This window comes from Sphingomonas sp. BK235 (assembly GCF_004345855.1).
Lineage (GTDB): Bacteria > Pseudomonadota > Alphaproteobacteria > Sphingomonadales > Sphingomonadaceae > Sphingomonas.
In genome coordinates this window covers 681,358-704,123 of record NZ_SLXN01000001.1, presented here as the reverse complement: position 1 = coordinate 704,123, position 22,766 = coordinate 681,358, and the positions used below count along the sequence as shown (strand labels likewise).

General features: G+C 70.7%; 22 protein-coding genes. 8 read left to right on the top strand and 14 right to left on the bottom strand.

Annotated elements, in window-relative coordinates; genetic code table 11:
• The first annotated feature begins 59 nt into the window (after positions 1 to 59).
• The 3 genes from EV292_RS03250 to EV292_RS03240 are packed head-to-tail and all read left to right on the top strand — an operon-like array spanning position 60 to position 4,093.
• Positions 60 to 1,298 (top strand): glycosyltransferase, encoded by a 1,239-nt coding sequence (locus EV292_RS03250; RefSeq protein WP_165927002.1) that lies wholly within the window; start codon positions 60 to 62, stop codon positions 1,296 to 1,298.
• A 37-nt stretch (positions 1,299 to 1,335) separates the two neighbouring features.
• Entirely contained in the window at positions 1,336 to 2,265 is a 930-nt protein-coding gene (locus tag EV292_RS03245; protein ID WP_132907722.1) for a glycosyltransferase family A protein, read from the top strand.
• Positions 2,266 to 2,302: 37 nt separating this feature from the next.
• The gene (locus EV292_RS03240) at positions 2,303 to 4,093 is read left to right on the top strand and encodes a hypothetical protein (RefSeq protein WP_132907721.1); all 1,791 of its coding nucleotides are present in this window, start codon (positions 2,303 to 2,305) and stop codon (positions 4,091 to 4,093) included.
• Between the two features lie 10 nt (positions 4,094 to 4,103).
• Here EV292_RS03240 and EV292_RS03235 read toward each other — a convergent pair whose 3' ends face one another.
• Both EV292_RS03235 and EV292_RS03230 read right to left on the bottom strand, forming a co-directional pair.
• Positions 4,104 to 5,060, bottom strand: coding sequence for a hypothetical protein (locus EV292_RS03235; protein WP_132907720.1), 957 nt, complete (start codon positions 5,058 to 5,060; stop codon positions 4,104 to 4,106).
• A gap of 75 nt (positions 5,061 to 5,135) precedes the next feature.
• Positions 5,136 to 6,203 (bottom strand): glycosyltransferase, encoded by a 1,068-nt coding sequence (locus EV292_RS03230; RefSeq protein WP_165927001.1) that lies wholly within the window; start codon positions 6,201 to 6,203, stop codon positions 5,136 to 5,138.
• 206 nt (positions 6,204 to 6,409) lie between these two features.
• Here EV292_RS03230 and EV292_RS03225 point away from each other — a divergent pair, with 206 nt between their 5' ends.
• The gene (locus tag EV292_RS03225) at positions 6,410 to 7,777 is read left to right on the top strand and encodes an oligosaccharide flippase family protein (protein WP_165927000.1); all 1,368 of its coding nucleotides are present in this window, start codon (positions 6,410 to 6,412) and stop codon (positions 7,775 to 7,777) included.
• Between the two features lie 15 nt (positions 7,778 to 7,792).
• On the opposite strand, the gene queA is transcribed toward EV292_RS03225, so the two are convergent.
• The 6 genes from queA to EV292_RS03195 all read right to left on the bottom strand — a co-directional run bounded on the left by queA (position 7,793) and on the right by EV292_RS03195 (position 12,267).
• The gene (queA, locus tag EV292_RS03220) at positions 7,793 to 8,818 is read right to left on the bottom strand and encodes a tRNA preQ1(34) S-adenosylmethionine ribosyltransferase-isomerase QueA (RefSeq protein ID WP_132907717.1); all 1,026 of its coding nucleotides are present in this window, start codon (positions 8,816 to 8,818) and stop codon (positions 7,793 to 7,795) included.
• Positions 8,819 to 8,837: 19 nt separating this feature from the next.
• Entirely contained in the window at positions 8,838 to 9,560 is a 723-nt protein-coding gene (locus EV292_RS03215; RefSeq protein WP_132907716.1) for a peptidylprolyl isomerase, read from the bottom strand.
• 264 nt (positions 9,561 to 9,824) lie between these two features.
• Entirely contained in the window at positions 9,825 to 10,331 is a 507-nt protein-coding gene (gene coaD, locus EV292_RS03210) for a pantetheine-phosphate adenylyltransferase (protein WP_132907715.1), read from the bottom strand.
• Positions 10,332 to 10,336: 5 nt separating this feature from the next.
• Complete coding sequence (locus EV292_RS03205) at positions 10,337 to 11,245, bottom strand: farnesyl diphosphate synthase (protein WP_132907714.1); 909 nt, start codon at positions 11,243 to 11,245, stop codon at positions 10,337 to 10,339.
• Positions 11,242 to 11,481 carry an exodeoxyribonuclease VII small subunit gene (locus EV292_RS03200; RefSeq protein WP_132907713.1) on the bottom strand — a complete coding sequence of 80 codons (240 nt, stop codon included), beginning with the start codon at positions 11,479 to 11,481 and terminating at the stop codon, positions 11,242 to 11,244. The genes EV292_RS03205 and EV292_RS03200 overlap by 4 nt, the downstream gene beginning before the upstream one ends.
• 231 nt (positions 11,482 to 11,712) lie before the next feature.
• Complete coding sequence (locus tag EV292_RS03195; protein ID WP_132907712.1) at positions 11,713 to 12,267, bottom strand: hypothetical protein; 555 nt, start codon at positions 12,265 to 12,267, stop codon at positions 11,713 to 11,715.
• A gap of 191 nt (positions 12,268 to 12,458) precedes the next feature.
• Here EV292_RS03195 and acnA point away from each other — a divergent pair, with 191 nt between their 5' ends.
• The 3 genes from acnA (at position 12,459) to EV292_RS03180 (ending at position 17,538) form a co-directional block, all read left to right on the top strand.
• Positions 12,459 to 15,146: an aconitate hydratase AcnA gene (gene acnA / locus EV292_RS03190; protein ID WP_132907711.1), complete on the top strand. Its 2,688-nt coding sequence runs from the start codon at positions 12,459 to 12,461 to the stop codon at positions 15,144 to 15,146.
• A gap of 498 nt (positions 15,147 to 15,644) precedes the next feature.
• Positions 15,645 to 16,910, top strand: a complete 1,266-nt coding sequence (locus EV292_RS03185) for an MFS transporter (RefSeq protein ID WP_132907710.1) — start codon at positions 15,645 to 15,647, stop codon at positions 16,908 to 16,910.
• A gap of 79 nt (positions 16,911 to 16,989) precedes the next feature.
• Positions 16,990 to 17,538, top strand: coding sequence for a DUF4142 domain-containing protein (locus tag EV292_RS03180; RefSeq protein ID WP_243693577.1), 549 nt, complete (start codon positions 16,990 to 16,992; stop codon positions 17,536 to 17,538).
• Between the two features lie 211 nt (positions 17,539 to 17,749).
• Here EV292_RS03180 and EV292_RS03175 read toward each other — a convergent pair whose 3' ends face one another.
• From EV292_RS03175 to epsC, 5 genes are all read right to left on the bottom strand, one after another.
• Positions 17,750 to 19,150 (bottom strand): amino acid permease, encoded by a 1,401-nt coding sequence (locus EV292_RS03175; RefSeq protein WP_132907708.1) that lies wholly within the window; start codon positions 19,148 to 19,150, stop codon positions 17,750 to 17,752.
• A gap of 106 nt (positions 19,151 to 19,256) precedes the next feature.
• Positions 19,257 to 19,523: a hypothetical protein gene (locus EV292_RS03170; protein ID WP_132907707.1), complete on the bottom strand. Its 267-nt coding sequence runs from the start codon at positions 19,521 to 19,523 to the stop codon at positions 19,257 to 19,259.
• An 80-nt stretch (positions 19,524 to 19,603) separates the two neighbouring features.
• Positions 19,604 to 20,041 (bottom strand): CoA-binding protein, encoded by a 438-nt coding sequence (locus EV292_RS03165; RefSeq protein ID WP_132907706.1) that lies wholly within the window; start codon positions 20,039 to 20,041, stop codon positions 19,604 to 19,606.
• 163 nt (positions 20,042 to 20,204) lie between these two features.
• The gene (locus EV292_RS03160) at positions 20,205 to 20,546 is read right to left on the bottom strand and encodes a DUF2794 domain-containing protein (RefSeq protein WP_132907705.1); all 342 of its coding nucleotides are present in this window, start codon (positions 20,544 to 20,546) and stop codon (positions 20,205 to 20,207) included.
• On the bottom strand, positions 20,546 to 21,235 hold the full coding sequence (gene epsC / locus EV292_RS03155) for a serine O-acetyltransferase EpsC (protein WP_132907704.1): 690 nt from the start codon (positions 21,233 to 21,235) through the stop codon (positions 20,546 to 20,548). Before epsC ends, EV292_RS03160 begins: the two co-directional genes overlap by 1 nt.
• 197 nt (positions 21,236 to 21,432) lie before the next feature.
• Here epsC and EV292_RS03150 point away from each other — a divergent pair, with 197 nt between their 5' ends.
• Complete coding sequence (locus tag EV292_RS03150) at positions 21,433 to 22,203, top strand: sulfite exporter TauE/SafE family protein (RefSeq protein WP_132907703.1); 771 nt, start codon at positions 21,433 to 21,435, stop codon at positions 22,201 to 22,203.
• A gap of 40 nt (positions 22,204 to 22,243) precedes the next feature.
• On the opposite strand, the gene EV292_RS03145 is transcribed toward EV292_RS03150, so the two are convergent.
• A complete protein-coding gene (locus tag EV292_RS03145) occupies positions 22,244 to 22,765 on the bottom strand; it encodes a carboxymuconolactone decarboxylase family protein (RefSeq protein WP_132907702.1) in 522 nt (173 codons plus the stop codon).
• Position 22,766: the final 1 nt, after the last annotated feature.

The window sequence follows — 22,766 nt, the reverse complement described above, 5'->3', positions numbered from 1 at the left end:
GCGCGCCGGGCATCCGATCGCGCAGGCGGTTGCCGCATGGGGGCGAAGCGATGGACGCGGTGCGCACACCGGATGAGCCGACGGGTGCGCTGCTACTCGTCATCCCGGCGGTGGCGACGCTGGCGGACGGCCGTGTCCGGCTCGACGGCGACTTCGCGAACAATCTGAAGGGCTATCTCACCGCCTTCGCGACAGTGACGGTGATGTGCCCGCCGGTGCAGTCCAGCTACACCTTCCCCTCGCTGATCGACCCGGCCGAACTGGACGGGGCGGACCGGCTGCGCATCCTGTTGCTGCCGATCCCCTATCGCGAGGACCGCTACCTGCTGAAGCGCGGCGCGGTGATCCGCCAGCTCGACGCCGAGATCGCGCGCGCCGACTGCATCCTGCTCTCGCCACACGCGCCGTTCGACTGGTCGGTGCTCGCCGCGGATCGCTGCATCCGGCTGCACAAGCCCTACAATATGGAAGCCGACTGGGATGGGCCGGCGATGTGGCGCTTCATGCTCGCCAACATGCCGCGCGGGCTCAAGCGCTGGCGCAAGCGCTCCTCTTACTGGTGGTTCGGGCGCGGCTATCGGCGCGCGCTGACCCACAGCACGATCGCGCTGCTCCAGGGGGGCGATGTATATGAGGGGCTGGCGCCGCTCGCGCCGAGGCCTTTCATGGTGCTCAACGTCCAGGTCACGCGCGAGGAGCATATCGACGCGCCCACGCTCGCCGAGAAGATCGAGCGGGTGCGCGCCGGCGCGCCGCTGTCGCTCGTCTATGCCGGGCGTGCGGACGAGATCAAAGGCCCGCTCGAATGGCTCGAGACGGTGGCGCGGCTGCGCGACGCCGGGCTCGACTTCGTCGCCACCTGGGCCGGCGACGGCCCGATGCTGGCGCAGATGCGGCGCTTCGTCGCCGAGCGCGACCTCGGCGACCGCTGCCGGCTGCTCGGCACGGTGTCGCGTCCCGAGGCGCGCGCGCTGATCGAACAGGCCGACCTCTTCCTCTACTGCCACATGACGCGCGAATCGCCGCGCTGCCTCGTCGAGGCGCTGGCGCTGGGCTCGCCGATCGTCGGCTTCGGCTCGGCCTATTCGCGCGGGTTGGTCGCGCCGCACGGTGGCGGGCGCTTCGTCGCGATCGGGGACAGCGCCGCGCTGGCGACGGAGGTGGAGGCGCTCGCGCACGACCGCGCCGCCCTCGCGCAGCTGATCGACGACGCGGCGCGCAGCGGCGCGTTGCTCGAGCGCGACGTCGCCATCGCCGAGCGGATCCGCTTAATGAAATCGTATCTCGGCGCTGTATAAGCCGCGTCGACGCATCCAGATCGCGGACCTCAGCGCCATGACCACAGCTCCTGCCAATGACGTGATCGTGGCGGTCTGCACCTACAACAGGACGGCGGAGCTCGACCGCTTGCTCCGCGCGATCGACACCTATGCGCGCGACCAGTGGAAGAGTTGCACGATCGGAGTCACCGTGATCGACGACAGCGCGGACGGCAATGCGCGCGCGGTGGCGGCGCGCTACGCCGACCGCTTCGCGCTGGGGCTGGTCTATGAGAATTCGGCGTCGCGCAACATCTCGGTCGCGCGCAATCTGGCCTTGGCGCGCTCGATCGACCGCGCCTCCTTCATCGCGATGACCGACGACGATTGCGAGCCGTCCGACGTCTGGCTGACCGAGCTGCTGCGCGTCCGCGCCGCGAGCGACGCCGAAGTGTCGACCGGGCTGATGTTGCGCAAGGCGCCCGCGCACGCACCGCGCTGGATCCAGGACCAGCCCTTCCTCCAGCTCGGCGAGTTCCACGCGGTCGACGGCGAGGAGCTCCCCATCGCCAACACCAACAACAGCCTGATCGCCACGGCCTTCCTCAAGGAGCGGCCGGCGCTGCGCTTCGACCCCGCGTTCGGCCGCACCGGCGGGGAGGACATGGCGTTCTTCCACGCGATGAAGCAGGCGGGCGCCAGGATCGTCTATGCGGCGCGCGCCTTCGTCTACGAGATCGAGCCCGACGAGCGGCTGACGCTGCGCTATCAGTTCCGCCGGCATCTGTGGCAGGGCAACACCTCGGTGGTCACGCGGTTGCCGCGCGGCGTCGGGCGGCTGCGGCTGACGGTCAACGGCGGCGCCACGATGGTGCGCGGCGCGATCCGTCCGCTGCGCCAGCTCAGTCGCCGCGAGCCGCCGCAATTCCTCTTCGCCGCGGCGAAGATGGTGGAGGGCGTCGGCATCATGCTCGGCGTGATCGGGATCAGGTTGAAGCACAAGTGACGCGCGCGACGCGCCTCGCAGCGAAGAAGAGGTCGAGATGAACCGCCGCGGCGTCGTGGTCACCGATGGCAATGAGCGCGCGACCCTCGCAGTCGTGCGGTCGCTGGGCAAACAGGGCATCCCCGTCTTCGTCGGCGCGGAGACGCCCGGCTCGCTGGCGGCGCTGTCGCGTTATTGCACTGCCTCCTTCACCTATCCCTCGCCGTGGCGCGACCCGCAGGGCTATGTCGACCGGCTGCTCGAGGTGATCGGCGAACATGCCCCCGCCGCGCTCTTCCCGATGACCGACATCGCGATGGAGCTGGTGGGCGAGCAGCGCGCCGCGTTCGAGCGAGTCACCGCGCTGCCCGGCCCGACGCTCGACCAATATCACGCGCTGTCGGACAAGGTCGCGCTGGCGCGCTGGGCCGAGCGCTCGGGAGTGCCGGTGCCCGCGACGATCTATGTCGAGGACGGCGTGATCGACGCCGCCCTCGCCGCGATCGATCGCTGGCCGGTGGTGGTCAAGCCCGGCCGCTCGCTGCTCAAGACCGACGGGCGCTGGCGCAAGACCGGGGTGCTGATCGCGCGCGACGCCGACGACCTCCGCAAGATCTACCACGACCATTGGTTCCTGAAGCAGCCGTCGATGATCCAAGCCTATGTCACCGGGCATGGCGAGGGCGTGTTCGGCATCTTCGAGGACGGGGTGCCGACCGAGCTGTTCGCGCACCGCCGGCTGCGCGAGCGCCCGCCCTCGGGCGGGGTCAGCGTCTATCGCGAGGCGATCGCGCTGCCCGAGCCGATGACGCGCTACGCGCTCCGGATCATGGAGAGCGTCGGCTGGAACGGCGTCGCGATGATCGAGTTCAAGGTCGATCCGGTCAGCGGGACGCCCTATCTGATGGAGGTCAACGGGCGGTTCTGGGGCTCGTTGCAGCTCGCGATCGATGCCGGGGTCGATTTCCCGATGGCCCTCTACCGCGGTATCGAGACCAGCGTGCGCGGACGCGACGTGCCGACCTATCGCACCGGGGTCCGCTCGCAATGGTGGCTCGGCGACCTCGACCATGTCGTCAGCCGGATCAAGGACCTGCGCCGCGGCGCGGCACCTTCGGCGGCCCAGCCGTCGCTGCTCAAGACGATCGGCAGTCTGGTCAATGTGTTCGATCGCAACACCCGCAACGAGATGCTGCCGCTGTCCGACCCGCGACCCGGGCTGGTCGAGCTTGGCCGCTACGCGAAGCAGAAGGTCGGCGCGGTGCGCGACAAGGGCGGGCGCGTGCTGACACGCGCGACCGGCGGTCTGTCGCGACGCGTCGCCGAGCGGCGGCTGCGTTCTGGCGGACACGACCGCGACGTCGCGCGGCGCTTCCCCGCGCGCGCGCAGGACATCCTCGTGTTGTGCCGCGGCAACATCTGCCGCAGCCCCTTCGCCGAGGAATGGATCCGCCGCGGCGCGCGCGCGCGCGGGCTCGACGTCGCGGTGTCCTCGGCGGGGCTCGACGCGATCGAGGGACGCCACGCCTTCCCGATGGCGGAGACGGTCGCGCCCCGGTTCGGGATCGATCTGGCGGCGCATCGCGCCCGCCATACCAACCCGGCGATGGTCGACGCGGCCGACCTCATCCTGGTGATGGAGCCCGAGCACGTCCGCCAGATGGCCGCGCTCTACCCGTCGACCGCGACGCCGGTGTTCCTGCTCGGCCATTTCACGCCGGGCCAGCCCGTCAGCGAGATCGCGGACCCTTACGGCCAGAGCGCCGAACGCTTCTCGCATTGTTTCGACGAGCTGGTCGCGGCCTGTGACGGCTTCCTCGACGAGCTCGAGAAGCGGCTTCGCGGGTGACGCGCGGCGGTCAGGCGCGCAGGTAGCGGCCCCAGCGATCGAGCCGCGGATGGATCAGGCTCTCCATCCGCGCGCCGTCGATCACCGTATGCGTGCCCACCGACGAGATGGTGTGCAGCCCGTAATCGTAGCGGCTGCCCGCGGGCGGGCGGATCTCGCTGACGACGGTCTCGCGATAATCGTCCGCGGTCAGCCGCTCGACCGCGTGGACGACGATCCCTGCGCCATAATGCGCGCGGCAATCCTGCGCCGGCCGGAACAGCTTTCCGCCGTTGACGATGAACGCGCCCGCGGGCCGCGCGCCGCCGCGGTCGCGCCGGATCGGGTTGGCGCGGTGCGGCGTCCACGGCCCCGCCGGGCCGGCGGCGTGATAGGCGTGGAGCTCGCTATTCTCGGTCGGCCCCGCATGGGTGCAGAACAGCCAGTGGCGCCCTTCCCACTCGACGATCGTCGCGTCGATCAGGCGATGCTCGCGCTCGACCGGCCGCGGGTCGGTGAGCGTCGCGTCCGCCGCCACCGCATAGCTCGACAGATCGCGTGCCGCCGAATGTTCGGGCATGACGCGCAGTGTCTCGCCCTCGCCCAGCACGAAGGGATAGGAGAGATGGTGACCGGTATCGAGTACGATCCGCCCCTCCCCGAACTGCCCGTCGTTATAGCGCGCGGCGCCGATCAGCCCCTGCGCGCGCTGCCAGGGGAAGAGTTCGTAGAAGATCAGCAGCGCCTCCGGCCGATGCGGGTCGCGCGTGACGAAGGGATCCGCGACGAAGGCGTCACCCCGCTCGGGCATCCAGTCGAGCGCGTCGAGCGCGGCGCGCTGCACGGCGGCGCCCTCCAGCCCCGCCACCGCCGCGGCGGAGAAAGGCGTGATCGCGACGTTCCACCGCTGGCGATAGAGCGTATATTGCGCCTTGCGGCGGAGCCGGAGCAGGAGGTCGCGCGCGCTGCGCCGGCGTTCATCGCTCATCTCGCCCGATCCTCCCTCCAGCCGCGACGAGAGCCCTATCCTTGGCCGCGATCGATGTCGACGGCGCCGCGCATGTCAGGGCAGCAGCGCGCGCAGGAAGCGGTCGGTGAGCCGCGCGGCCGCCTCGGTCGACAGCCGCGTGCGCAGGTCCGCGCGCGCGACCGCGGCGATCCCGTCGCGCTTCGCCGCATCGGCGAGCAGCACGACGATCGCGTCCGCCCACTCGTCGACCGTGTCGACGATCAGGCCATTCTCGCCGTGGCGGAAGAACAGCGGGTGATCCACCACCGGCTGCGTCACCACCGGCACGCCGCGATCGATATAGGCCAGCACCTTGCCGAACGACTTGCCGCCGCTGAAGCCGTCGAGGTCGACCAAGGGCGCCAGCCCCACCGCGACGTCGTCGAGCGAGCCGAGAAAGGCCTCATATCCCATGAACGCGCGCGTCTCGCACGGCATGCCCGCGGGAACGAGCCGCGCCATCATGGCGCGATAGCCCTCGCTGCCGTCGTCCGAATAGACGCGGAAGCGCAGATCCACCCCGCGCTGCGCGAGGCGATCGAGCACCTGCGCCAGCAAGGCGACCTCGTGCGGGCTGCCGACCGGGCTCGACGCCGCCCAGGTCACCACCGGCGGGCGCCCCTGCTGCGCCGGCGGCGCGTCCGCGCTCGGCGGGGTCCCCGTCCACACCACGGTGACCGGCGCGGTGTAACGGCGGCAGAAGCGCGCGACCGAGCGGCTCCCCGCGATCGCGCCGACACTGTCCTGGAGCGCTCGCACCAGCGGCTCGGCCGAGACCGGGTCGATATAGTCGGCGTCGTCGAGATCGATCACGACGCGCAGCCCGGGGAAGAGATGCGGGCGGTTGAGCGGGTGGCGCGCGGTCTGCATCACCGCCAGATCGGGCGCGAACCGCCGCACCAGCCGCCGCCGCGCCGCCAGGCCGAGATGCTTGGGACAGACCGCGGTGCGCCAGCCCAGCGCGGTCAGCTCCCGCGCCATCGCATAGGCGCGCAGCCGCGCCGCGCCGTCGTCGGTGCCCTGGCTCGGGAAGAACAGCACCGACGGCGTGCCGGCGCGCCGCCGCGGCAGCGCGAGATGGAGCGCGAGCTCGCGCCCGAGCGCGCCCAACCGAGACTTCAACCGGCCCATCGCCCCCCTTCCCGCGACGCCCCTGCGCGCGACGCCGCCGAGCCCGCGGACCCTAGGGCCGGCACCCTCGCTGTCAAGGAAAGCGGCGGCCTCGACCGGGCGTGGCGCAGGACGGCACGACCGCGGCGTCCAGCCGCGTTGGCGGCGCGCATGGAAGACGCTAACGCGCGCGGATGACGATCAACAGACAGGCCCTGATGGAGCGAGTCTCGCGGCGCGTCCGCATCTCGCCGACGCTCCTCGGCCAGGTCGGCTGGACCACCTCCAGCTACATGATCGTGCAGGGGCTGCGCTTCGCGCAGAACCTCGTCCTGACGCATATCCTGGCGCCCGAGCTGTTCGGCGTGATGATCGTGCTCACCTCGCTGCGCGTCGGCGTGGAGCTGTTCACCGACATCGGCATCGGCCAGAACATCGTCGCCAGCCGCGAGGCATGGGAGCCGCGCTACTACACGACCGCCTGGACGCTGCAGCTGATCCGCGGGGTGGTGATCGGCGCGCTGTTCCTGCTGCTGACGCCGCTGCTCGGCCGCTTCTACGACAATGCGACGCTCAACGACGTCTTCCCCGTGCTGTGCGTGCTGTTCGTCATGACGGGTGCGCATTCGGTCGGGCCGTCGCTCGCGGTCAAGGCGATCGATACCAGGCGGATCGCTTATTACGAGACCGCCAGCGCGATCCTGGGCGCGATCCTGACGATCGCGATCGTGCTCGCCTCGCCCACCGCCTGGGGTCTGATCGCGGGCAATGTCGCGGCCACCTTCGCCACCGCCGTGCTGTCCTATTTCGTCTGGCCCGGGGTGCGCTATCGCCTCACGCTCGATGGCCGCCACGTGCGCGAGATCATCGGCTTCGGCAAATGGATCTTCGTCTCTTCGATCATCTTCTTCCTCGCGACCAATTTCGATCGGCTGATCCTGGGCAAATACGTCAGCCTGGCGATGCTGGGCGTCTATGGCGTGGCGCGCTCGCTGTCGGACATCTTCGGCCAGTTCGCGACGCGGCTGGGCAACGCGATCGTCTTCCCCAGCGTCGCCGCGGCGGGGCTCGACCGCGACGCACTGCGCGCGCGGCTCCGCCTGCATCGGCGGCGCTACCTGACGCTGTCGCTGCTCGCGGTCGGCGGTTTCATCGCGGTAGCGGACCCGATCGTGTCGCGCATCTACGATCACCGCTATGCCGCGGCGGGGCCGATCGCGGCCTGGCTCGGGCTGGCGGCCTGGGTGCTCGTGCTCAACACCTTCAGCGACAGCGTGCTGCTCGGGCTCCACAAGCCCAAGGTCGGCGCGCTCGGCAACGTCGGCAAGTTCGTCGCGCTGCTGGTGGCGCTGCCGCTCGCCACCGCGACGCTGGGGATCATCGGCGCCGCGATCGCGACGGTGCTCGCGGAAGCGCTGCGCTACGTCATCCTGACGCTGGCGCAGGTGCGCGAGCGGATCCACTTCCTGCGGCAGGACGTGACCGCCACCGCGGCCATGCTGCTGGTCGCGGTGGCGGTGCGGGCGCTGGTCGCGGCACTGGGACTGAGCGCGCCGCTCGCGTCGCTGTTCCAGCTCTCGGTCTGACCGACGCGGCGCGCGTCAGGGCAGCAGCAGCGAGGCGTCGCCGTAGCTGTAGAAGCGATACTCCCGCGCGATCGCATGGGCGTAAGCCGCCTGCATCCGCTCCAGCCCCATCAGCGCCGAGACCAGCATGAACAGGGTCGAGCGCGGCAGGTGGAAGTTGGTCATCAGCCCGTCGACGCCGCGAAACCGATAGCCCGGCGTGATGAAGATCGCGGTGTCACCCTCGAAGGGCCGAACGATCCCGTCCTCCCCCGCGGCGCTCTCGATCAGCCGCAGCGAGGTGGTGCCGACCGCGATCACGCGCCCACCGCGCGCGCGCACCGCGTTGAGCCGGTCGGCGGTGGCCTGATCGATCCGTCCCCATTCGGCGTGCATCTTGTGGTCGGCGGTGTCCTCCGCCTTGACCGGCAGGAAGGTACCCGCGCCGACGTGGAGCGTCAGCGTGGCATGCTCCACCCCCGCCGTGGCGAGCCGCTCCAGCAGCGCGGGTGTGAAGTGGAGCGCCGCGGTAGGCGCCGCCACCGCGCCGGGCTCGGCGGCGAACATCGTCTGGTAATCGTCCGCGTCGCGCGCGTCGGCGGCGCGCTTGCCCGCGATATAGGGCGGCAGCGGCATCCGCCCGGCGCGCTCGAGCAGCAGCTCGATCGGTTCGTCGCCGGCGAAGTCGAGCGCCCAGCTGCCGTCGTCGGCGCGGTCGCGCGCGGTGGCGCTCACGCCCGCGCCGAAGTCGATCGCGTCGCCGTCGCGCAGCCGCTTGGCATTGCGGACGAAGGCGCGCCAGCGCCGCGGCCCCTCGCGTTTGTGCAGCGTCGCGCCGATCCGCGCGTTGCCGCGCGATCCTTCGAGCTGCGCGGGGATCACGCGGGTGTCGTTGAAGACGAGCAGGTCGCCCGCGCGCAGCACGTCGGGCAGGTCCGCGACGGTGCGGTCGTCGAGTCCGTCGCCGCGCACCACGAGCAGCCGCGCGGCGTCGCGCGGGCTCGCCGGGCGCAGCGCGATCCGCTCGGGCGGCAGGTCGAAGTCGAAGAGGTCGACGTTCATCGGCGTCGCGCGCGCCGGCTCAGCGGCGGCGCGGCGCCGGCTTGGCGCGCGGCGCCGGCGCGGTGGTGGCGGCGGGCGGCATCGCTCCTGTGCCTGTCCCGGTCCCCGGCAGCGTCGGCGTGGTGCCCGGCAGCGTGGGCAGCGTCGCGGGCGCGGCGGCGGGCAGCGGCTGGTAGGCCGGCGGGTTGTCCGAGGCGATATAGGCGTGGACGATCCGCGACGGGTTCGCCGGCGGCTCGCCGCGCTCGATCGCGTCGACGTAGTTCATCCCCGACATCACGCGGCCGAACACGGTGTACTTCTTGTCGAGCGAGAAGCGCGGCTGGAAGACGATGTAGAACTGGCTGTTCGCGCTATCCTCTTTCTCGGCGCGCGCGGCGGCGACCGAGCCGCGGACGTGCGGCAGATAGTTGAACTCGGCGGGCAGGTCGGGGAGCTGGCTGCCGCCGGTGCCGTCGCCCTTGGGGTCGCCGCCCTGCGCCATGAAGCCGTCGATCACGCGGTGGAACACGAGGCCGTCGTAGAAGTGCTGGCGGGTGAGCTGCTTGATCCGCTCGACCATCTTGGGCGCGACGTCCGGGCGCAGCGCGATCTCGACGCGACCGCCGGTGGAGAGATCGAGCAGCCAGATATTGGTCTTGTCGCCCAGCGGCGGCGGCGCGAGCCGCTCCTGTGCCGCGGCGGGGGCGGCGGTGAGCACGGCGGCGGCGAAGAGGGCGGACAGGAGGGCGGACGGGCGCATCGGTGCTTTCGGGTCTGTCGGGGAGAGTGTCAGCGGCGGCGTCTAGACCAGATTCACGCTTGCGCCAAACTGAATGGGAACGGGCTGCCGACGCGAAGGGCGCGCGTCCGACGACGTCCTCCGCTTCTGTCATCCCGGCCTTGCGCCGGGATCCATGGCGCCGCGAGAACAACGGCGGGAGGCGTGCGCGGGACCATGGATGCCGGGTCAAGCCCGGCATGACGGAACCGGCCGACGGCCGACCTTCTCTCGATTTCGGGCCCTTCACCCCCCGCGCCGCCCCACCAGCGCGACCCGCTCGACCACCTCCTGGCACACCGCCGCGGTGACGAACTTGCGGATGTCGCCGCCGAACAGCGCGATCTCCTTGACCAGCTTGGACGCGATGGGCTGCAGCCCGACGTCGGCCATCAGGAAGACGGTCTCGATCCGGTCGTTGAGCTGCTGGTTCATCCCTGCCATCTGATATTCATACTCGAAGTCGGCGACGGCGCGCAGCCCGCGCACGATCATGGTCGCGCCCTCGCGCTCGGCGAAGTCCATCAGCAGCGAGTCGAATTCCACCACGTGGATCTCGCCGCCGATCGCGGCGACCTCGCGCTGCACCATCGCCATACGCTCGGCGACGCTGAACATCGGCGACTTGCTGGGATTGGTGGTGACGCCGATCACCAGCCGGTCGACCAATTTGGCGCCGCGGCGGATGATGTCCATGTGGCCGAGCGTGATCGGGTCGAACGTGCCCGGATAGACGCCGACGCGCGCGCCCATGCCGCTCACCCGCGCCGCTCGGTGACGAAGCGCGCGATCGCGCGCAGCAGCTCGGCCTCGTCGCCGTAGCTGCGCAGGTGGTCGATCGCCTGCTCGACCAGCATCTGCGACTGCTGCTTGGCGCGCTCGACGCCCAGCAGCGAGACGAACGTCTCCTTGCCCGCCTCACCGTCCTTGCGCAGCTTCTTGCCGGCGAGCTGCTCGTCGCCCTCGACGTCGAGCAGGTCGTCGACGATCTGGAAGGCGAGGCCGAGGTCGTGCGCGTAGCCGCGCAGGTGGCGACGCCCCTCGGGCGGGACGCGGCCGAGGATCGCGCCCGCCTCCACCGCCGCGCCGATCAGCGCGCCGGTCTTCATCTGCTGCAACCGCGTGACCGTGCCGAGGTCGAAGGCGGCGCCGTCGGCCTTGAGGTCCATCGCCTGCCCGCCCGCCATGCCGCTCGGCCCCGAGGCGCGCGCGAGGTCGGCGACCAGCTCGGCGCGGACGAACGGGTCGGCATGGGTGGCGGGATCGGCGAGCACCTCGAAGGCGAGCGCGTGGAGGCAGTCGCCCGCCAGGATCGCGGTGGCCTCGTCGAACGCCTTGTGGACGGTGGCCTTGCCGTGGCGCAGGTCGTCGTCGTCCATCGCGGGCAGATCGTCGTGGATCAGCGAGTAGGCATGGATCGCCTCCAGCGCCATCGCGGCGCGCGCGGCGCCGTCGCGCGCCACGTCGAACAGCCGCGCGGTGGCGAACACCAACAGCGGGCGCAGCCGCTTGCCGCCGCCGATCGTAGCGTGGCGCATCGCGCGGTAGAGATCGGCGCGCGGATCGTCGGGGACCGGGAGCAGCGCGTCGAAGCGACGGTCCATCTCGGCCGCGACTTCCTTGAGCGCGGCCTGGAGCTTGGGCGACGCGGTGGCGGTGATGGTCATCCCGCGGCGAAGGGCTCGGTGGCGGCGGGGCGGCCGTCGGCGCCGAGCCGGATCGCCTCGATCCGCGCCTGCGCGGCGTCGAGCCGGTCGGCGCAGCGCTGCCGCAGCGCGCTGCCGCGCTCGTAGAGCCGGATCGCCTCCTCCAGCGGGGTATCGCCCGACTCGAGCCGGGCGACGATCGTCTCCAGCTCGCGTAGGCCGGCCTCGAACGACAGCGTCTCGATGTCCTGCTCCATCAGCCGGCTATGCGATGGGGGGTGCGCCGGGTCAAGGCGATGGGGGTGCGGGGCGGCGGGGACGGCGGGGCGCTGCCCCCATACTCCATCCGTTCGGCTCGAGTAGCGATCGAGCTCGTCGAGAGCGCGTATCGAGAGCGCGCCCTCCGCGGCATCTTCTCGATACGCCGTCTCGGCAGGCTCGACGGCTACTCGAACCGAACGGAGATGGGTCTGGGCCGACCACCGTACCTACCGCCGCCACTTCTCCACCGCCGCCGCATAGGCGTCCGCCGCCCGCTCTTGCGCCGCCTCCAGCCGCGCCCGTTCCCGCTCATGCCGCCGCCCCGCCTCGCGGCGCTCGCGGTCGAGCGCGGCCTGGCGCTCGGCCAGCACTTTCTCCTCGTCGCGGCGGCGCGCGTCCTCCTGCTCCAGCGCCACCTCCGCCGCCGCCAGCTCGGCGCGGCTCGGACGCGGCGCGGGCGGCTTCTCCGCGGCCCTCGCCTTCGCCGCCTTCCGCCGCGGCGCTTGGTCCTCCTTCTGCGCCGCCCGCGCGCGCTTCCGCCGGTCCGGGGGGAGCGCGGCGAGCTGCTCGGCCGCGCTCCCGCGCGAGCGCCGCACCACTTCGCCCGGGCGTGCCAGCGGCTCCTCCATCAACGCCGCGTCGGTCACCTCCTCCGCGACGCCGCGCGCGAACAGGTCGGCGTCGGCGCCCCAGGCGGCCAGCGCCGCCTTACGACTCGGCGCCGCCACATAAGCGTCGTGGAACCCGGCGGGTGTGCGGAACACCTTGAGCTTGCGCGCCATTTCTCGCCCCTTCCGGACGGCCCCGCGCCCCCGGCCATAATCGCTTACGCGCGCGCGCCGTTCCACCCTTCCCCGCCCGGTCCCCCGCTGCTATCGCCCGCGGCGATCGAGAGTTTCGCCCGCACCCGCGCGCACGCGGCCGTGCCGCATCGCCGCGGGCGCGAGGCTCCCACGAGGAAGGACAGCTGCCCATGACGGCCATCGGCCACGACACGCTCAACGCCCGCACCACGCTGACGGCCGGGGGCAAGACCTACGACTATTTCGCGCTGAAGGCGGCGGAAGCGAAGTTCGGCGACATCTCGCGCTTGCCCTTCTCGATGAAGGTGCTGCTGGAGAACATGCTGCGCTTCGAGGACGGCGTGACCGTGACCGAGGCGGACGTGAAGGCGATCGTCGACTGGCAGCAGGAGCGCCGCAGCGACCGCGAGATCCAGTACCGCCCCGCGCGCGTGCTGATGCAGGACTTCACCGGCGTGCCCTGCGTGGTCGATCTCGCCGCGATGCGCGACGCGATCACCAAGCTCGGCGGTGACGCCGCCAAGATCAACCCGCAGGTGCCCGTCCACCTCGTCATCGACCACTCGGTGATGGTCGACGAGTTCGGCACGCCCAAGGCGTTCGAGGACAATGTCGACCTCGAATATGCGCGCAACGCCGAGCGCTACGAGTTTCTGAAGTGGGGCTCCAAGGCGCTCGACAATTTCAAGGTGGTGCCGCCCGGCACGGGCATCTGCCACCAGGTCAACCTGGAATATATCGGCCACGCGGTGTGGGCGTCCGAGGAGACGGGTGAGCACGCCAAGAGCGGCGCGACGATCGCCTATCCCGACACGTTGGTCGGCACCGACAGCCACACCACGATGATCAACGGCCTCGGCGTGCTCGGCTGGGGCGTCGGCGGGATCGAGGCCGAGGCGGCGATGCTCGGCCAGCCCGTGTCGATGCTGATCCCCGAGGTGGTCGGCTTCAAGCTGACCGGCTCGCTGCGCGAGGGCATCACCGCGACCGACCTGGTGCTGACCGTGACGCAGATGCTGCGCGCCAAGGGCGTGGTCGGCCGCTTCGTCGAGTTCTACGGCCCCGGGCTCGACCAGATGACGCTCGCCGACCGCGCGACGATCGCCAACATGGCGCCCGAATATGGCGCGACCTGCGGCTTCTTCCCGGTCGACGACAAGACGATGGACTACATGCGCCTGACTGGGCGCCCGGATGAGGTGGTCGCGCTGACCGAGGCCTATGCCAAGGCGCAGGGCATGTGGCGCTACGCCGACAGCCCTGATCCCGTGTTCACCGACACGCTCGAGCTGGACATGGGCACCGTGGTGCCGTCGCTCGCCGGGCCGAAGCGCCCGCAGGACAAGGTCAGCCTCGACACCGTCGACGAGGTGTTCAACGGCGACCTGTTCAAGCTCTACCACAAGGAGAAGCCGGCGCGCGTCGCGGTCGACGAGCGCGGCCATGACATCGGCGACGGCGACGTGGTGATCGCGGCGATTACCAGCTGCACCAACACCTCCAACCCCTCGGTGCTGGTCGCCGCCGGGCTGGTGGCGCGCAAGGCGCGCGAGAAGGGCCTGGCGCCCAAGCCCTGGGTGAAGACCAGCCTCGCGCCTGGCTCGCAGGTGGTCACCGACTATCTCGACAAGGCCGGGCTGTCCGAGGATCTCGACGCGATCGGCTTCAACCTGGTCGGCTACGGCTGCACCACCTGCATCGGCAACTCGGGGCCGCTCGCCGCGCCGATCAGCAAGGCGATCAACGAGAACGACCTGGTCGCCGCCTCGGTGCTGTCGGGCAACCGCAACTTCGAGGGCCGCGTGTCGCCCGACGTGCGCGCCAACTTCCTCGCCTCGCCGCCTCTGGTGGTCGCCTATGCGCTCAAGGGCAGTGTGACGACCGACATGAACGAGACGCCGATCGGCCAGGGCAAGGACGGCGGTGACGTCTACCTGCGCGACATCTGGCCGACCAACCAGGAGGTCGCCGACCTGATGGCGGCGAACATCGACGACGGCATGTTCCGCGCGCGCTACGGCAACGTCTACGCCGGCGACAGCAAGTGGCAGGCGATCGACGTCACCGGCTCGGACACGTACAGCTGGCGTGCCGGCTCGACCTATGTCGCCAACCCGCCCTATTTCGAGGGCATGGAGATGACGCCCAAGCCGACGACCGACATCGTCGACGCCAAGCCGCTGGCGATCCTGGGCGACTCGATCACCACCGACCACATCTCGCCGGCCGGCTCGATCAAGGCCGACAGCCCGGCGGGGACGTGGCTGCAGGAGCACCAGGTCTCGCGCCAGGACTTCAACAGCTACGGCGCGCGCCGCGGCCATCACGAGGTGATGATGCGCGGCACCTTCGCCAACATCCGCATCAAGAACGAGATGGTGCCGGGCGTCGAGGGCGGGATGAGCCGCTACGACGGCGAGGTCATGCCGATCTACGACGCCGCGATGCGCCACAAGGCCGACGGCACGCCGCTGGTGGTGGTCGCGGGCAAGGAATATGGCACGGGCTCGTCGCGCGACTGGGCGGCGAAGGGCACCAACCTGCTCGGCGTGCGCGCGGTGATCGCGGAGAGCTTCGAGCGCATCCACCGCTCGAACCTGGTCGGCATGGGCGTGCTGCCGCTGCAGTTCGCCGAGGGCGTGTCGCGCCAGTCGCTCGGGCTGACCGGCGACGAGACCTTCACGATCGAGAACGTGGCAGGCCTGCGCCCGCGCCAGAACGTGACCGTGACGCTGAAGCGCGCCGACGGCTCGACCGAGACGTTCGCGACGCGCTGCCGCATCGACACCGTCAACGAGCTGGAATATTTCCTCAACGGCGGCATCCTCCAGTACGTGCTGCGCAAGCTCGCCGCCTGAGGCGGGATGTAGCGATGCGATGAGAGAGGGAGGGTTCCGCGAGGGACCCTCCCTTTTTCTATGGGAAGTGTGCCGCGGTTCCGTACCGACCAGCACGCCCGACGCGCACCGCGCGCTCCCACCCGGCCTCGGGGACGTGTGCCGCGGCTCCCCCACCACTGCCGTCATCCTGAACTCGTTTCAGGATCCACTGTGCCGCATACACGGCGCCGGCGGCGGGAGCGGACGGGTGGATCCTGAAACGAGTTCAGCATGACGCTAGGATGAGGGGCGAAGGGCGCCGTGCCACTCGCGCCCTTAGCACCCCGCCAAGCCGGTTCGACCCAAGGTTCACGCCGTCGGGACTTAGCTTGGTGAGACCGGACGTCCTCCCTCAAAAATACTTGCCCCCACTTCTCAACCACTTCCCCCTCCTAACCTAGCGCAGGCCCGCCCCGCGCTGGATCGCGCTTCGTGACGGAACGTTGCCCGCGAACCCTTCCGCGGAGCATCCATCGCATGGCCACGCTCGCCCCCACCCGCCCGGCGCCGCCGGAAGCCGCACCGCATCCGCCAGGGCGCGCGCTCGACGCGCTCAACTTCTTCCTCGCCGACGTGCGCGACGGGCTCGGGCCATATCTCGCCATCTATCTCGTCGCGGTGCGCGGGCCGACGCACGGGTGGAACGAGTCGACCGCCGGGCTGGTGCTCACCATCGCCGGGATCGTCGGCTTGCTCGCGCAGACCCCGGCCGGCTGGCTGATCGACCGCTCGACGCGCAAGCCCGCGATCGTCATCGCCGCCGCTTTGGTGGTGACGCTGGGCAGCGTTTCCTTGTCCTTTGTCCATGGCTTCGGCGCGGTGGTGGTGACCCAGTCGCTCGCCGCCGCGGCCGGAGCGCTGTTCGCGCCGGCGATCGCGGCGATCACGCTCGGGCTGTTCGGCGCGCGCGCTTTCTCCGCGCGGGTCGGGCGCAACGAGGCGTTCAACCATGCCGGCAACGCGGTCTCGGCCGCGCTGGCGGGCGTGCTGGCGTGGCGCTTCGGGCCGGTGGTGGTCTTCTACCTGATGGCGGGGCTGACGGTGGCGAGCGTCTTCGCCGCGCTGCGGATCGACTCGCGCCACATCGACGACGCGGTCGCGCGCGGGCTCGACTGCGCGCCCGACGCCGCCACCGCCTGTGAGGCCGCGCCCGGCTGGCGCGTGCTGCTCGAGCAGAAGGCGCTGCTGCTGTTCGCCGTGCTCGCTTTCCTGTTCCACCTCGCCAATGCCGCGATGCTGACCTCGGTGAGCCAGCTGCTCGCGCGCACCGTGGGGAAGGATCAGGCGACCTCGCTCACCGCGGCCTGCATCGTCGCGGCCCAGCTGGTGATGGTGCCGATGGCGCTGCTGGTCGGGCGCAAGGCCGACGCCTGGGGGCGCAAGCCGCTGTTCGTCGCGGCCTTCGCGGTGCTGGCGGCGCGCGGGGCGCTCTACACCGTGTCGAACGATCCGTGGTGGCTGGTGGCGGTACAGGCGCTCGACGGCGTCGGCGCGGGGATCTTCGGCGCGCTCTTCCCGATCGTGATCGCCGACCTGACGCGCGGCAGCGGGCGCTTCAACGTCGCGCAGGGCGCGGTGGCGACCGCGCAGGGGCTCGGCGCGGCGCTGAGCGCGACGCTGGCGGGGACGATCATCGTCGGCGCGGGCTATGCGCCGACCTTCCTCACGCTCGCGGCGATCGCGGGCGGCGGGCTGGCGCTCTACGCTGTGGCCATGCCCGAGACCCGCGACCGAACTGGCTGATCGAAAGCAAGTTACTGTATCATAACGGAACTTTGCCACGCGCGCACCGCTCTCGCGGAAGTTCGACGTGGGAGAGACGATGATGATTGCCACCACCCGCCTGCTGCTCGGCGCCGCTTTGTTCGCCGCGCCGGTGATCGCCAGCGCGCAGACGCCCCCGCCCCCGCCCCCGGCCGAGGCGAAGACGACCGCCGACGCTTATGTCACCGCGGCGGGCAAGAGCGACCTGTACGAGATCAACTCGAGCCAGATCGTGTTGCAGAAGTCGCAGAATGCGGGTGTGAAGAAGTTCGCGCAGATGATGATCGACCATCATCAGAAGACCACCGCGGCGACGGTGAAGGCGGCGCAGAAGGCCGGGCTCAACCCGCCGCCGCCCGCGCTCGACCCGGGCGCGACCGCCTCGATCAACGAGTTGCAGGCCGCCTCGCCCGCCGACATCGACCGGCTGTATCTCGGCCAGCAGCGGCCCGCGCATCAGGCCGCGCTCGACCTGCACCAGAGCTATGCGGCGGGCGGTGACAAGGCGCCGCTCAAGGCCTCGGCCAAGGCGGCCGTGCCGATCGTCAAGCGTCATATCGCAGAAGCGACCAAGTTGCAGGGCGGCTCGGGCGCGGCGGGCATGTGAGGGTTAAGGGTTCACGCGAAGACGCGAAGACGCGAAGGAGTTTTGGCACGCGGAGGCGCGGAGACGCGGAGGTGTCGCGACCCTGGGCGCGTCAGCGCCCTCCAATGACCTAATGAAAGGGCGCTGCGCGCCGGTCTAAGTCCCTCCGCGCCTCCGCGCCTCCGCGTGAACCCCTTCTACTTCGCGTCGTCGCGTCTTCGCGTGAACAACTTTACCCCGCCGCCGCGATCGCCGCCCGACGGCGTCCCCACAACAGATAGACCGCCAGCCCGAACAGGTTCCACAGCAGGAAGTAGAGCTGCGTCCGCTGCGGCAGGCTGAAGAACAGATAGGCGCAGCCCAGCACCCCGATCGCCCCCACCAGCGGCGCGGCCGGCGTCCGGAAGCGCCGCTCCGCCTCGGGCGCGCGCCGCCGCATCACCAGCATGCACACGCACACCGCGACGAAGGCGGCGAGCGTCCCCGCGTTGGCGAGCGCGGCGATCTTGTCGATCGGCATGACCCCCGCGATCACCGCCACCAGCACCGCGGTCAGCATCGTGATCCGCACCGGCGTACCGCGCCCCGATACCTTGGCGAGCGCCTGCGGCAGCAGCCCGTCGCGCGCCATCACGAAGAAGATGCGGCTCTGCCCGAACAGGAAGCCGAGCAGCACCGTCGGCAGCGCGATCACCGCGCTGGCGGCGAGGAAGGTGGCGAAGCCGGGCCGGCCGATCCCGCGCAGGATCAGCGCGAGCGGCTCGGGCGAGTCGGCGAAGCGCGTGAAGTGCAGCGCGCCCACCGCGGCGACCGCGACACCCATGTAGATCACCACGCACGCCAGCATCGAGCCGACGATGCCGATCGACAGATCGCGCCCCGGGTTCTTGGTCTCCTCCGCCGCGGTGGAAATCGCGTCGAAGCCGTAGAAAGCGAAGAAGATGATCGCCGCCGCCGCCATCACGCCGCGCTCGCCGCCGTCCGCGCCGACCGACTTGGCGAAGCCGTACGGCATGAACGGCTCGAGGTTAGCCGCGTCGAAATGCGGCAGCGCCACGGCGACGAACACCGCGAGCGCGACCAGCTTGATCGCGACCAGCACCGCGTTGAGCGTCGCGCTCTCCTTGGTGCCGAGCGAGAGCAGCCCGGCGACCAAGGCGATGATGACCACGGCGGGCAGGTTGACCACGCCGCCGAGCTCCGGCCCCTGGGTGAGCGCGACCGGGAAGCCCAGCGGCGTGAGCAGCGCCGAGGCATAGCCGGACCATCCCACCGCCACGGTCGAGACCACCAGCGAATATTCGAGGATCAGCGACCAGCCGATCACCCAGGCGATCACCTCGCCCAGCACGACATAGCTGTAGGTATAGGCGCTGCCCGAGGCGGGGATCATCGTCGCCATCTCGGCGTAGGCGAGCGCGGCGCAGGCGCAGATCGCGCCGGCGATGACGAAGGAGAGGATCACCGCCGGCCCGGCGCGCTCGGCGCCGACCCCGATCAACGTCAGGATGCCGGTGCCGACGATCGCGCCGACGCCGAGCGCGACCAGGTGCGGCCAGGACAAGGTGCGCGCGAGCACGGTGCCGCCGCGGTGATCGATCGCGACCGGCTTGCGCCGGAACAATGTGGACATGAACCCTCCCTCTCGTACGCCGGGTCGTAACAGACGCGACGATACGGTGGGAAGGGTCGCGCGTGCGATCGTCGCGGGCCAGCCGCGAGCGACCCGCCGCGGCGGATCAGTCGCCGAGCGGGGTCTTGAGCCAGGTGCGCGGGGGCTTGGTACACATGCGCGCGCCGACCACCTGGCACTGGCCGCCGGTGGTGTTGAGGGCGCGAGTCTTGCCGTCCTCGACGCTGGCTTCGCCCTGAATGCGGAAGCGCGCGCCGGGATCGGCGCGCTCGGCCGGGCCGGCGGACAGGCGGCTACGCGCACTGCCGAGCAGCGACGCGGCGGCAGGGTCGGCCATCTGTGGCGCGGCCCATAGCAGGAGCAATGCGATCATCCGCCATCCCCTTCACGTTCGCCGCCGCGGGTCACCGTCGAGTCGCGGCGCGACAGGCTATACCCCGACGGCGTGCGCGCCTAGCCGCGCGTGCCCGGCCCCGCCACGCCCAGCCGCGGCAGCTCGATCGCGGGGCAGCGGTCCATCACCACCTTGAGCCCCGCCGCCTCGGCGCGCGCGGCGGCGGCCTGGTCGATCACGCCGAGCTGGAGCCACACCGACTTGGCGCCGATCGCGATCGCCTGGTCGACCACCTCGCCCGCGGCGGACGAGCGGCGGAAGATGTCGACCATGTCGATCGGGTCGCCGAGCTGGGCGAGCTCGCGGAAGACGAACTCGCCGTGGATATGCTCGCCGGTGAGCTGCGGGTTGACCGGGATGACGCGATAGCCGTGCGCCTGGAGCGTCTTCATCACGCCGTTCGAGGGGCGGTCGGGCCGGTCCGACGCGCCGACCAGCGCGATCGTGCGCGTCTCCTCAAGCAGGGTGCGGATATCGTCGTCGGCGGTCAGCGGCATGGTGCCCTCCTCGTCGCGGCGCATCGCGCGCGGGCGACGCTCTTCCCCAACGACCGCCCCCCGCGACGGGTTGCGCCAGCGCCGCATCCCAGGGCGGAAGCGCGGCGCGACGGTCGCCGATGCCGCCGCCCACGCACAGTTGGCGCCGGGCCGCGCGGTGACCTTATTCCTCGACCAGCTTCATCAACCGCCGCTCGACCGGGGCGAGCACCGGCCCGAGTTCCTGCCCGCGCCGGATGACTTGCCCCGCCTCCCCCACCAGCGCCCACATGCCTTGGCGATGGCGCAGCGCTGGCCGCTTCTCGATGCGGAACTCGGGCCGCTCGGCGGTGCGGCGGAAGGCGCTGAACACCGCGGCATCGCGGCCGAGGTCGATCGCATAATCGCGCCAATGGCCCGCCGCGACCATGCGGCCGTACAGGTCGAGGATGCGGTTGAGTTCGGCGCGGTCGAACCCGACCTGGTCGGGCCGGGCCGCGCCGGGAAAAGGCGTCACGATGCCCATCAGGCGCGATCGCGCTCCGTCCGCTCGGCCGCCTGCTCGGCGACCAGTGCGTCGAGCCGCTTCTTCATCGCCTCCAACTCGCAGCGCAGGATCTCGACCTTCTGCGTCGCCGGATCGAACAGGTCGCTGCACGGCGTGCCATAAGGCACGAAGCGCGGCTCGGGGGCGGCGCCGCCTTCCACCATCGTCGGGCGCGCCGGGATGCCGACCATCACCGCGCCCGCGGGGACGTCGCGCGTCACCACCGCATTGGCGCCGACGCGTGCGCGCGGCCCCACCAGGATCGGGCCGAGCACCTGCGCGCCCGAGCCGATGATCGCGCCGTCCGCGATCGTCGGGTGGCGCTTGCCCGCGACGCCATTGTCGGGGCTGGTGCCGCCGAGCGTGACGCATTGATAGATGGTGACGTCGTCGCCGATCTCCGCGGTCTCGCCGATCACGACGAAACCGTGGTCGATGAAGAAGTTACGCCCGATCCTTGCGCCCGGGTGGATGTCGATCGCGGTGAGCAGCCGCGCGACGTGATTGACGATCCGCGCCGCCAGGAACAGCCGCGCGCGGTACAATCGATGCGCGACGCGGTGGAAGCCGAGCGCCCAGACACCGGGATAGGTCAATATCTCGAGCCGCGAGTGCGGGGCGGGATCGCGCGCACGGATCGAGTCGAGATAAACGGTCAGTCGCGCCATTCCTTGGTCCCGCCGGCTCCCCTGAACGCCGGCGCGCGCCGGCAGTCGGACGTTGTCAGACCAGCACAGATAGGACGGTCGCGCCACGGTTTCCATAAGCAGCGCTTGGCCGCGCGAAACTCGAATTTCCTACCCGCGTTGTCGACTTTCGCCCAAGCGCCTAGCATCGCCGCCGCGCGGCCGGATCAGGAAGATACATGCAGGCACTCTCTCAGCTCGATGTCGCGGCACTTCTTCCTTTCGTCGCGGTCGGGTTCGGTGCCCAGCTCGTCGACGGCGCGCTCGGCATGGCCTTCGGGGTGATCTGCAACACGCTGCTGGTGGCGGTGATGGGGGTGGCGCCGGCGCGCGCCTCGGCCAACGTCCATATCGTCGAGGCCTTCACCACCGCGGTCTCGGGGATCAGCCACGCGCTCCACGGCAATATCGACCGGCGGCTGTTCCTGCGGCTGCTGATACCGGGCGTGATCGGCGGGGTGACGGGCGCCTATCTGCTCACCAATCTCGACGGCAATACCGTGAAGCCGTTCGTGCTCGGCTATCTGATCGCGGTGGGCGTGTATCTGCTGATCCGCGGGCTGATGTTCCCGCCCAAGGTGAGCAAGCCCAAGGTGGTCGAGCCGCTCGGGCTGATCGGCGGCTTCATGGACGCCGCGGGCGGCGGCGGCTGGGGGCCGATCGTCACCTCCAACCTGCTCGTCCAGGGCGTCGAGCCGCGCAAGGTGGTCGGCACGGTCAGCGCGGTGGAGTTCTTCCTCACCTCGATCGTCTCGGCGACCTTCATCTACCATCTCGGCGTGAAGGACTTCGCTACCGCCACGGTCGGCCTGCTGATCGGGGGAGTCGCCGCCGCGCCGCTCGGGGCGCTGTTCGCCAAGCGCATCCCGATGAAGGTGATGCTGGTGCTGGTCGGCACCGTGCTGACGATCACCAGCACCTATGGCTTCGTGCGCGCGGTATTGATGTGACGGTGCGGCCCCGGCGCGTCCCTCGCGCCGGGGCGTCGACTCAGGCGCTGACCGCGTGGACCGTGGCGACCGCCTTCATCACCGAGGCGACGCGCACCGACGACTGGATCACCTCGGCGGTGACGCCCGCCTTCTTGAGCACCTGCTCGTGGCTGTCGATGCACATGCCGCAGCCGTTCATCGCGCTGACCGCGAGGCTGAACAGCTCGAAGTCGACCTTGTCGATCCCCGGCGCGGCGATCACGTTCATGCGCAGCTTGGCGGGCATGCGCTGATACTCGTCGTTCCCGGCGAGGTGGGTGAAGCGATAATAGACGTTGTTCATCGCCATCACCGCCGCCGCGGCGCGCGCCGCATTGGCCGCCTCGGGCGAGAGCTTGTCGGCCACCTCGGCCTCGGTCGCCTCGACCAGCGGCTTGTGCCCCGAACCGTGCGCGCAGGCGAGTAGCAGGCCGTATTTGCGCTGGTCGCTGAGCACCGTCTCGTTGAGCAGGGAGCCGACGTTGAGCCGGATGTCCTTGGCGAAATCGGGCAAGGTGCCCGCGAATTCCTTGAGTGGCATG

What these genes read in the sequence shown, in the direction of transcription:
- EV292_RS03245 (WP_132907722.1), top strand. Translation starts at nt 1,336, where the DNA reads ATGACCACAGCTCCTGCCAATGACGTGATCGTGGCGGTCTGCACCTAC.
- EV292_RS03240 (WP_132907721.1), top strand. Translation starts at nt 2,303, where the DNA reads ATGAACCGCCGCGGCGTCGTGGTCACCGATGGCAATGAGCGCGCGACC.
- EV292_RS03235 (WP_132907720.1), bottom strand. Translation starts at nt 5,060, where the DNA reads ATGAGCGATGAACGCCGGCGCAGCGCGCGCGACCTCCTGCTCCGGCTC.
- EV292_RS03225 (WP_165927000.1), top strand. Translation starts at nt 6,410, where the DNA reads ATGGAGCGAGTCTCGCGGCGCGTCCGCATCTCGCCGACGCTCCTCGGC.
- queA (WP_132907717.1), bottom strand. Translation starts at nt 8,818, where the DNA reads ATGAACGTCGACCTCTTCGACTTCGACCTGCCGCCCGAGCGGATCGCG.
- EV292_RS03215 (WP_132907716.1), bottom strand. Translation starts at nt 9,560, where the DNA reads ATGCGCCCGTCCGCCCTCCTGTCCGCCCTCTTCGCCGCCGCCGTGCTC.
- coaD (WP_132907715.1), bottom strand. Translation starts at nt 10,331, where the DNA reads ATGGGCGCGCGCGTCGGCGTCTATCCGGGCACGTTCGACCCGATCACG.
- EV292_RS03205 (WP_132907714.1), bottom strand. Translation starts at nt 11,245, where the DNA reads ATGACCATCACCGCCACCGCGTCGCCCAAGCTCCAGGCCGCGCTCAAG.
- EV292_RS03200 (WP_132907713.1), bottom strand. Translation starts at nt 11,481, where the DNA reads ATGGAGCAGGACATCGAGACGCTGTCGTTCGAGGCCGGCCTACGCGAG.
- EV292_RS03195 (WP_132907712.1), bottom strand. Translation starts at nt 12,267, where the DNA reads ATGGCGCGCAAGCTCAAGGTGTTCCGCACACCCGCCGGGTTCCACGAC.
- acnA (WP_132907711.1), top strand. Translation starts at nt 12,459, where the DNA reads ATGACGGCCATCGGCCACGACACGCTCAACGCCCGCACCACGCTGACG.
- EV292_RS03185 (WP_132907710.1), top strand. Translation starts at nt 15,645, where the DNA reads ATGGCCACGCTCGCCCCCACCCGCCCGGCGCCGCCGGAAGCCGCACCG.
- EV292_RS03180 (WP_243693577.1), top strand. Translation starts at nt 16,990, where the DNA reads ATGATGATTGCCACCACCCGCCTGCTGCTCGGCGCCGCTTTGTTCGCC.
- EV292_RS03175 (WP_132907708.1), bottom strand. Translation starts at nt 19,150, where the DNA reads ATGTCCACATTGTTCCGGCGCAAGCCGGTCGCGATCGATCACCGCGGC.
- EV292_RS03170 (WP_132907707.1), bottom strand. Translation starts at nt 19,523, where the DNA reads ATGATCGCATTGCTCCTGCTATGGGCCGCGCCACAGATGGCCGACCCT.
- EV292_RS03165 (WP_132907706.1), bottom strand. Translation starts at nt 20,041, where the DNA reads ATGCCGCTGACCGCCGACGACGATATCCGCACCCTGCTTGAGGAGACG.
- EV292_RS03160 (WP_132907705.1), bottom strand. Translation starts at nt 20,546, where the DNA reads ATGGGCATCGTGACGCCTTTTCCCGGCGCGGCCCGGCCCGACCAGGTC.
- epsC (WP_132907704.1), bottom strand. Translation starts at nt 21,235, where the DNA reads ATGGCGCGACTGACCGTTTATCTCGACTCGATCCGTGCGCGCGATCCC.
- EV292_RS03150 (WP_132907703.1), top strand. Translation starts at nt 21,433, where the DNA reads ATGCAGGCACTCTCTCAGCTCGATGTCGCGGCACTTCTTCCTTTCGTC.
- EV292_RS03145 (WP_132907702.1), bottom strand. Translation starts at nt 22,765, where the DNA reads ATGCCACTCAAGGAATTCGCGGGCACCTTGCCCGATTTCGCCAAGGAC.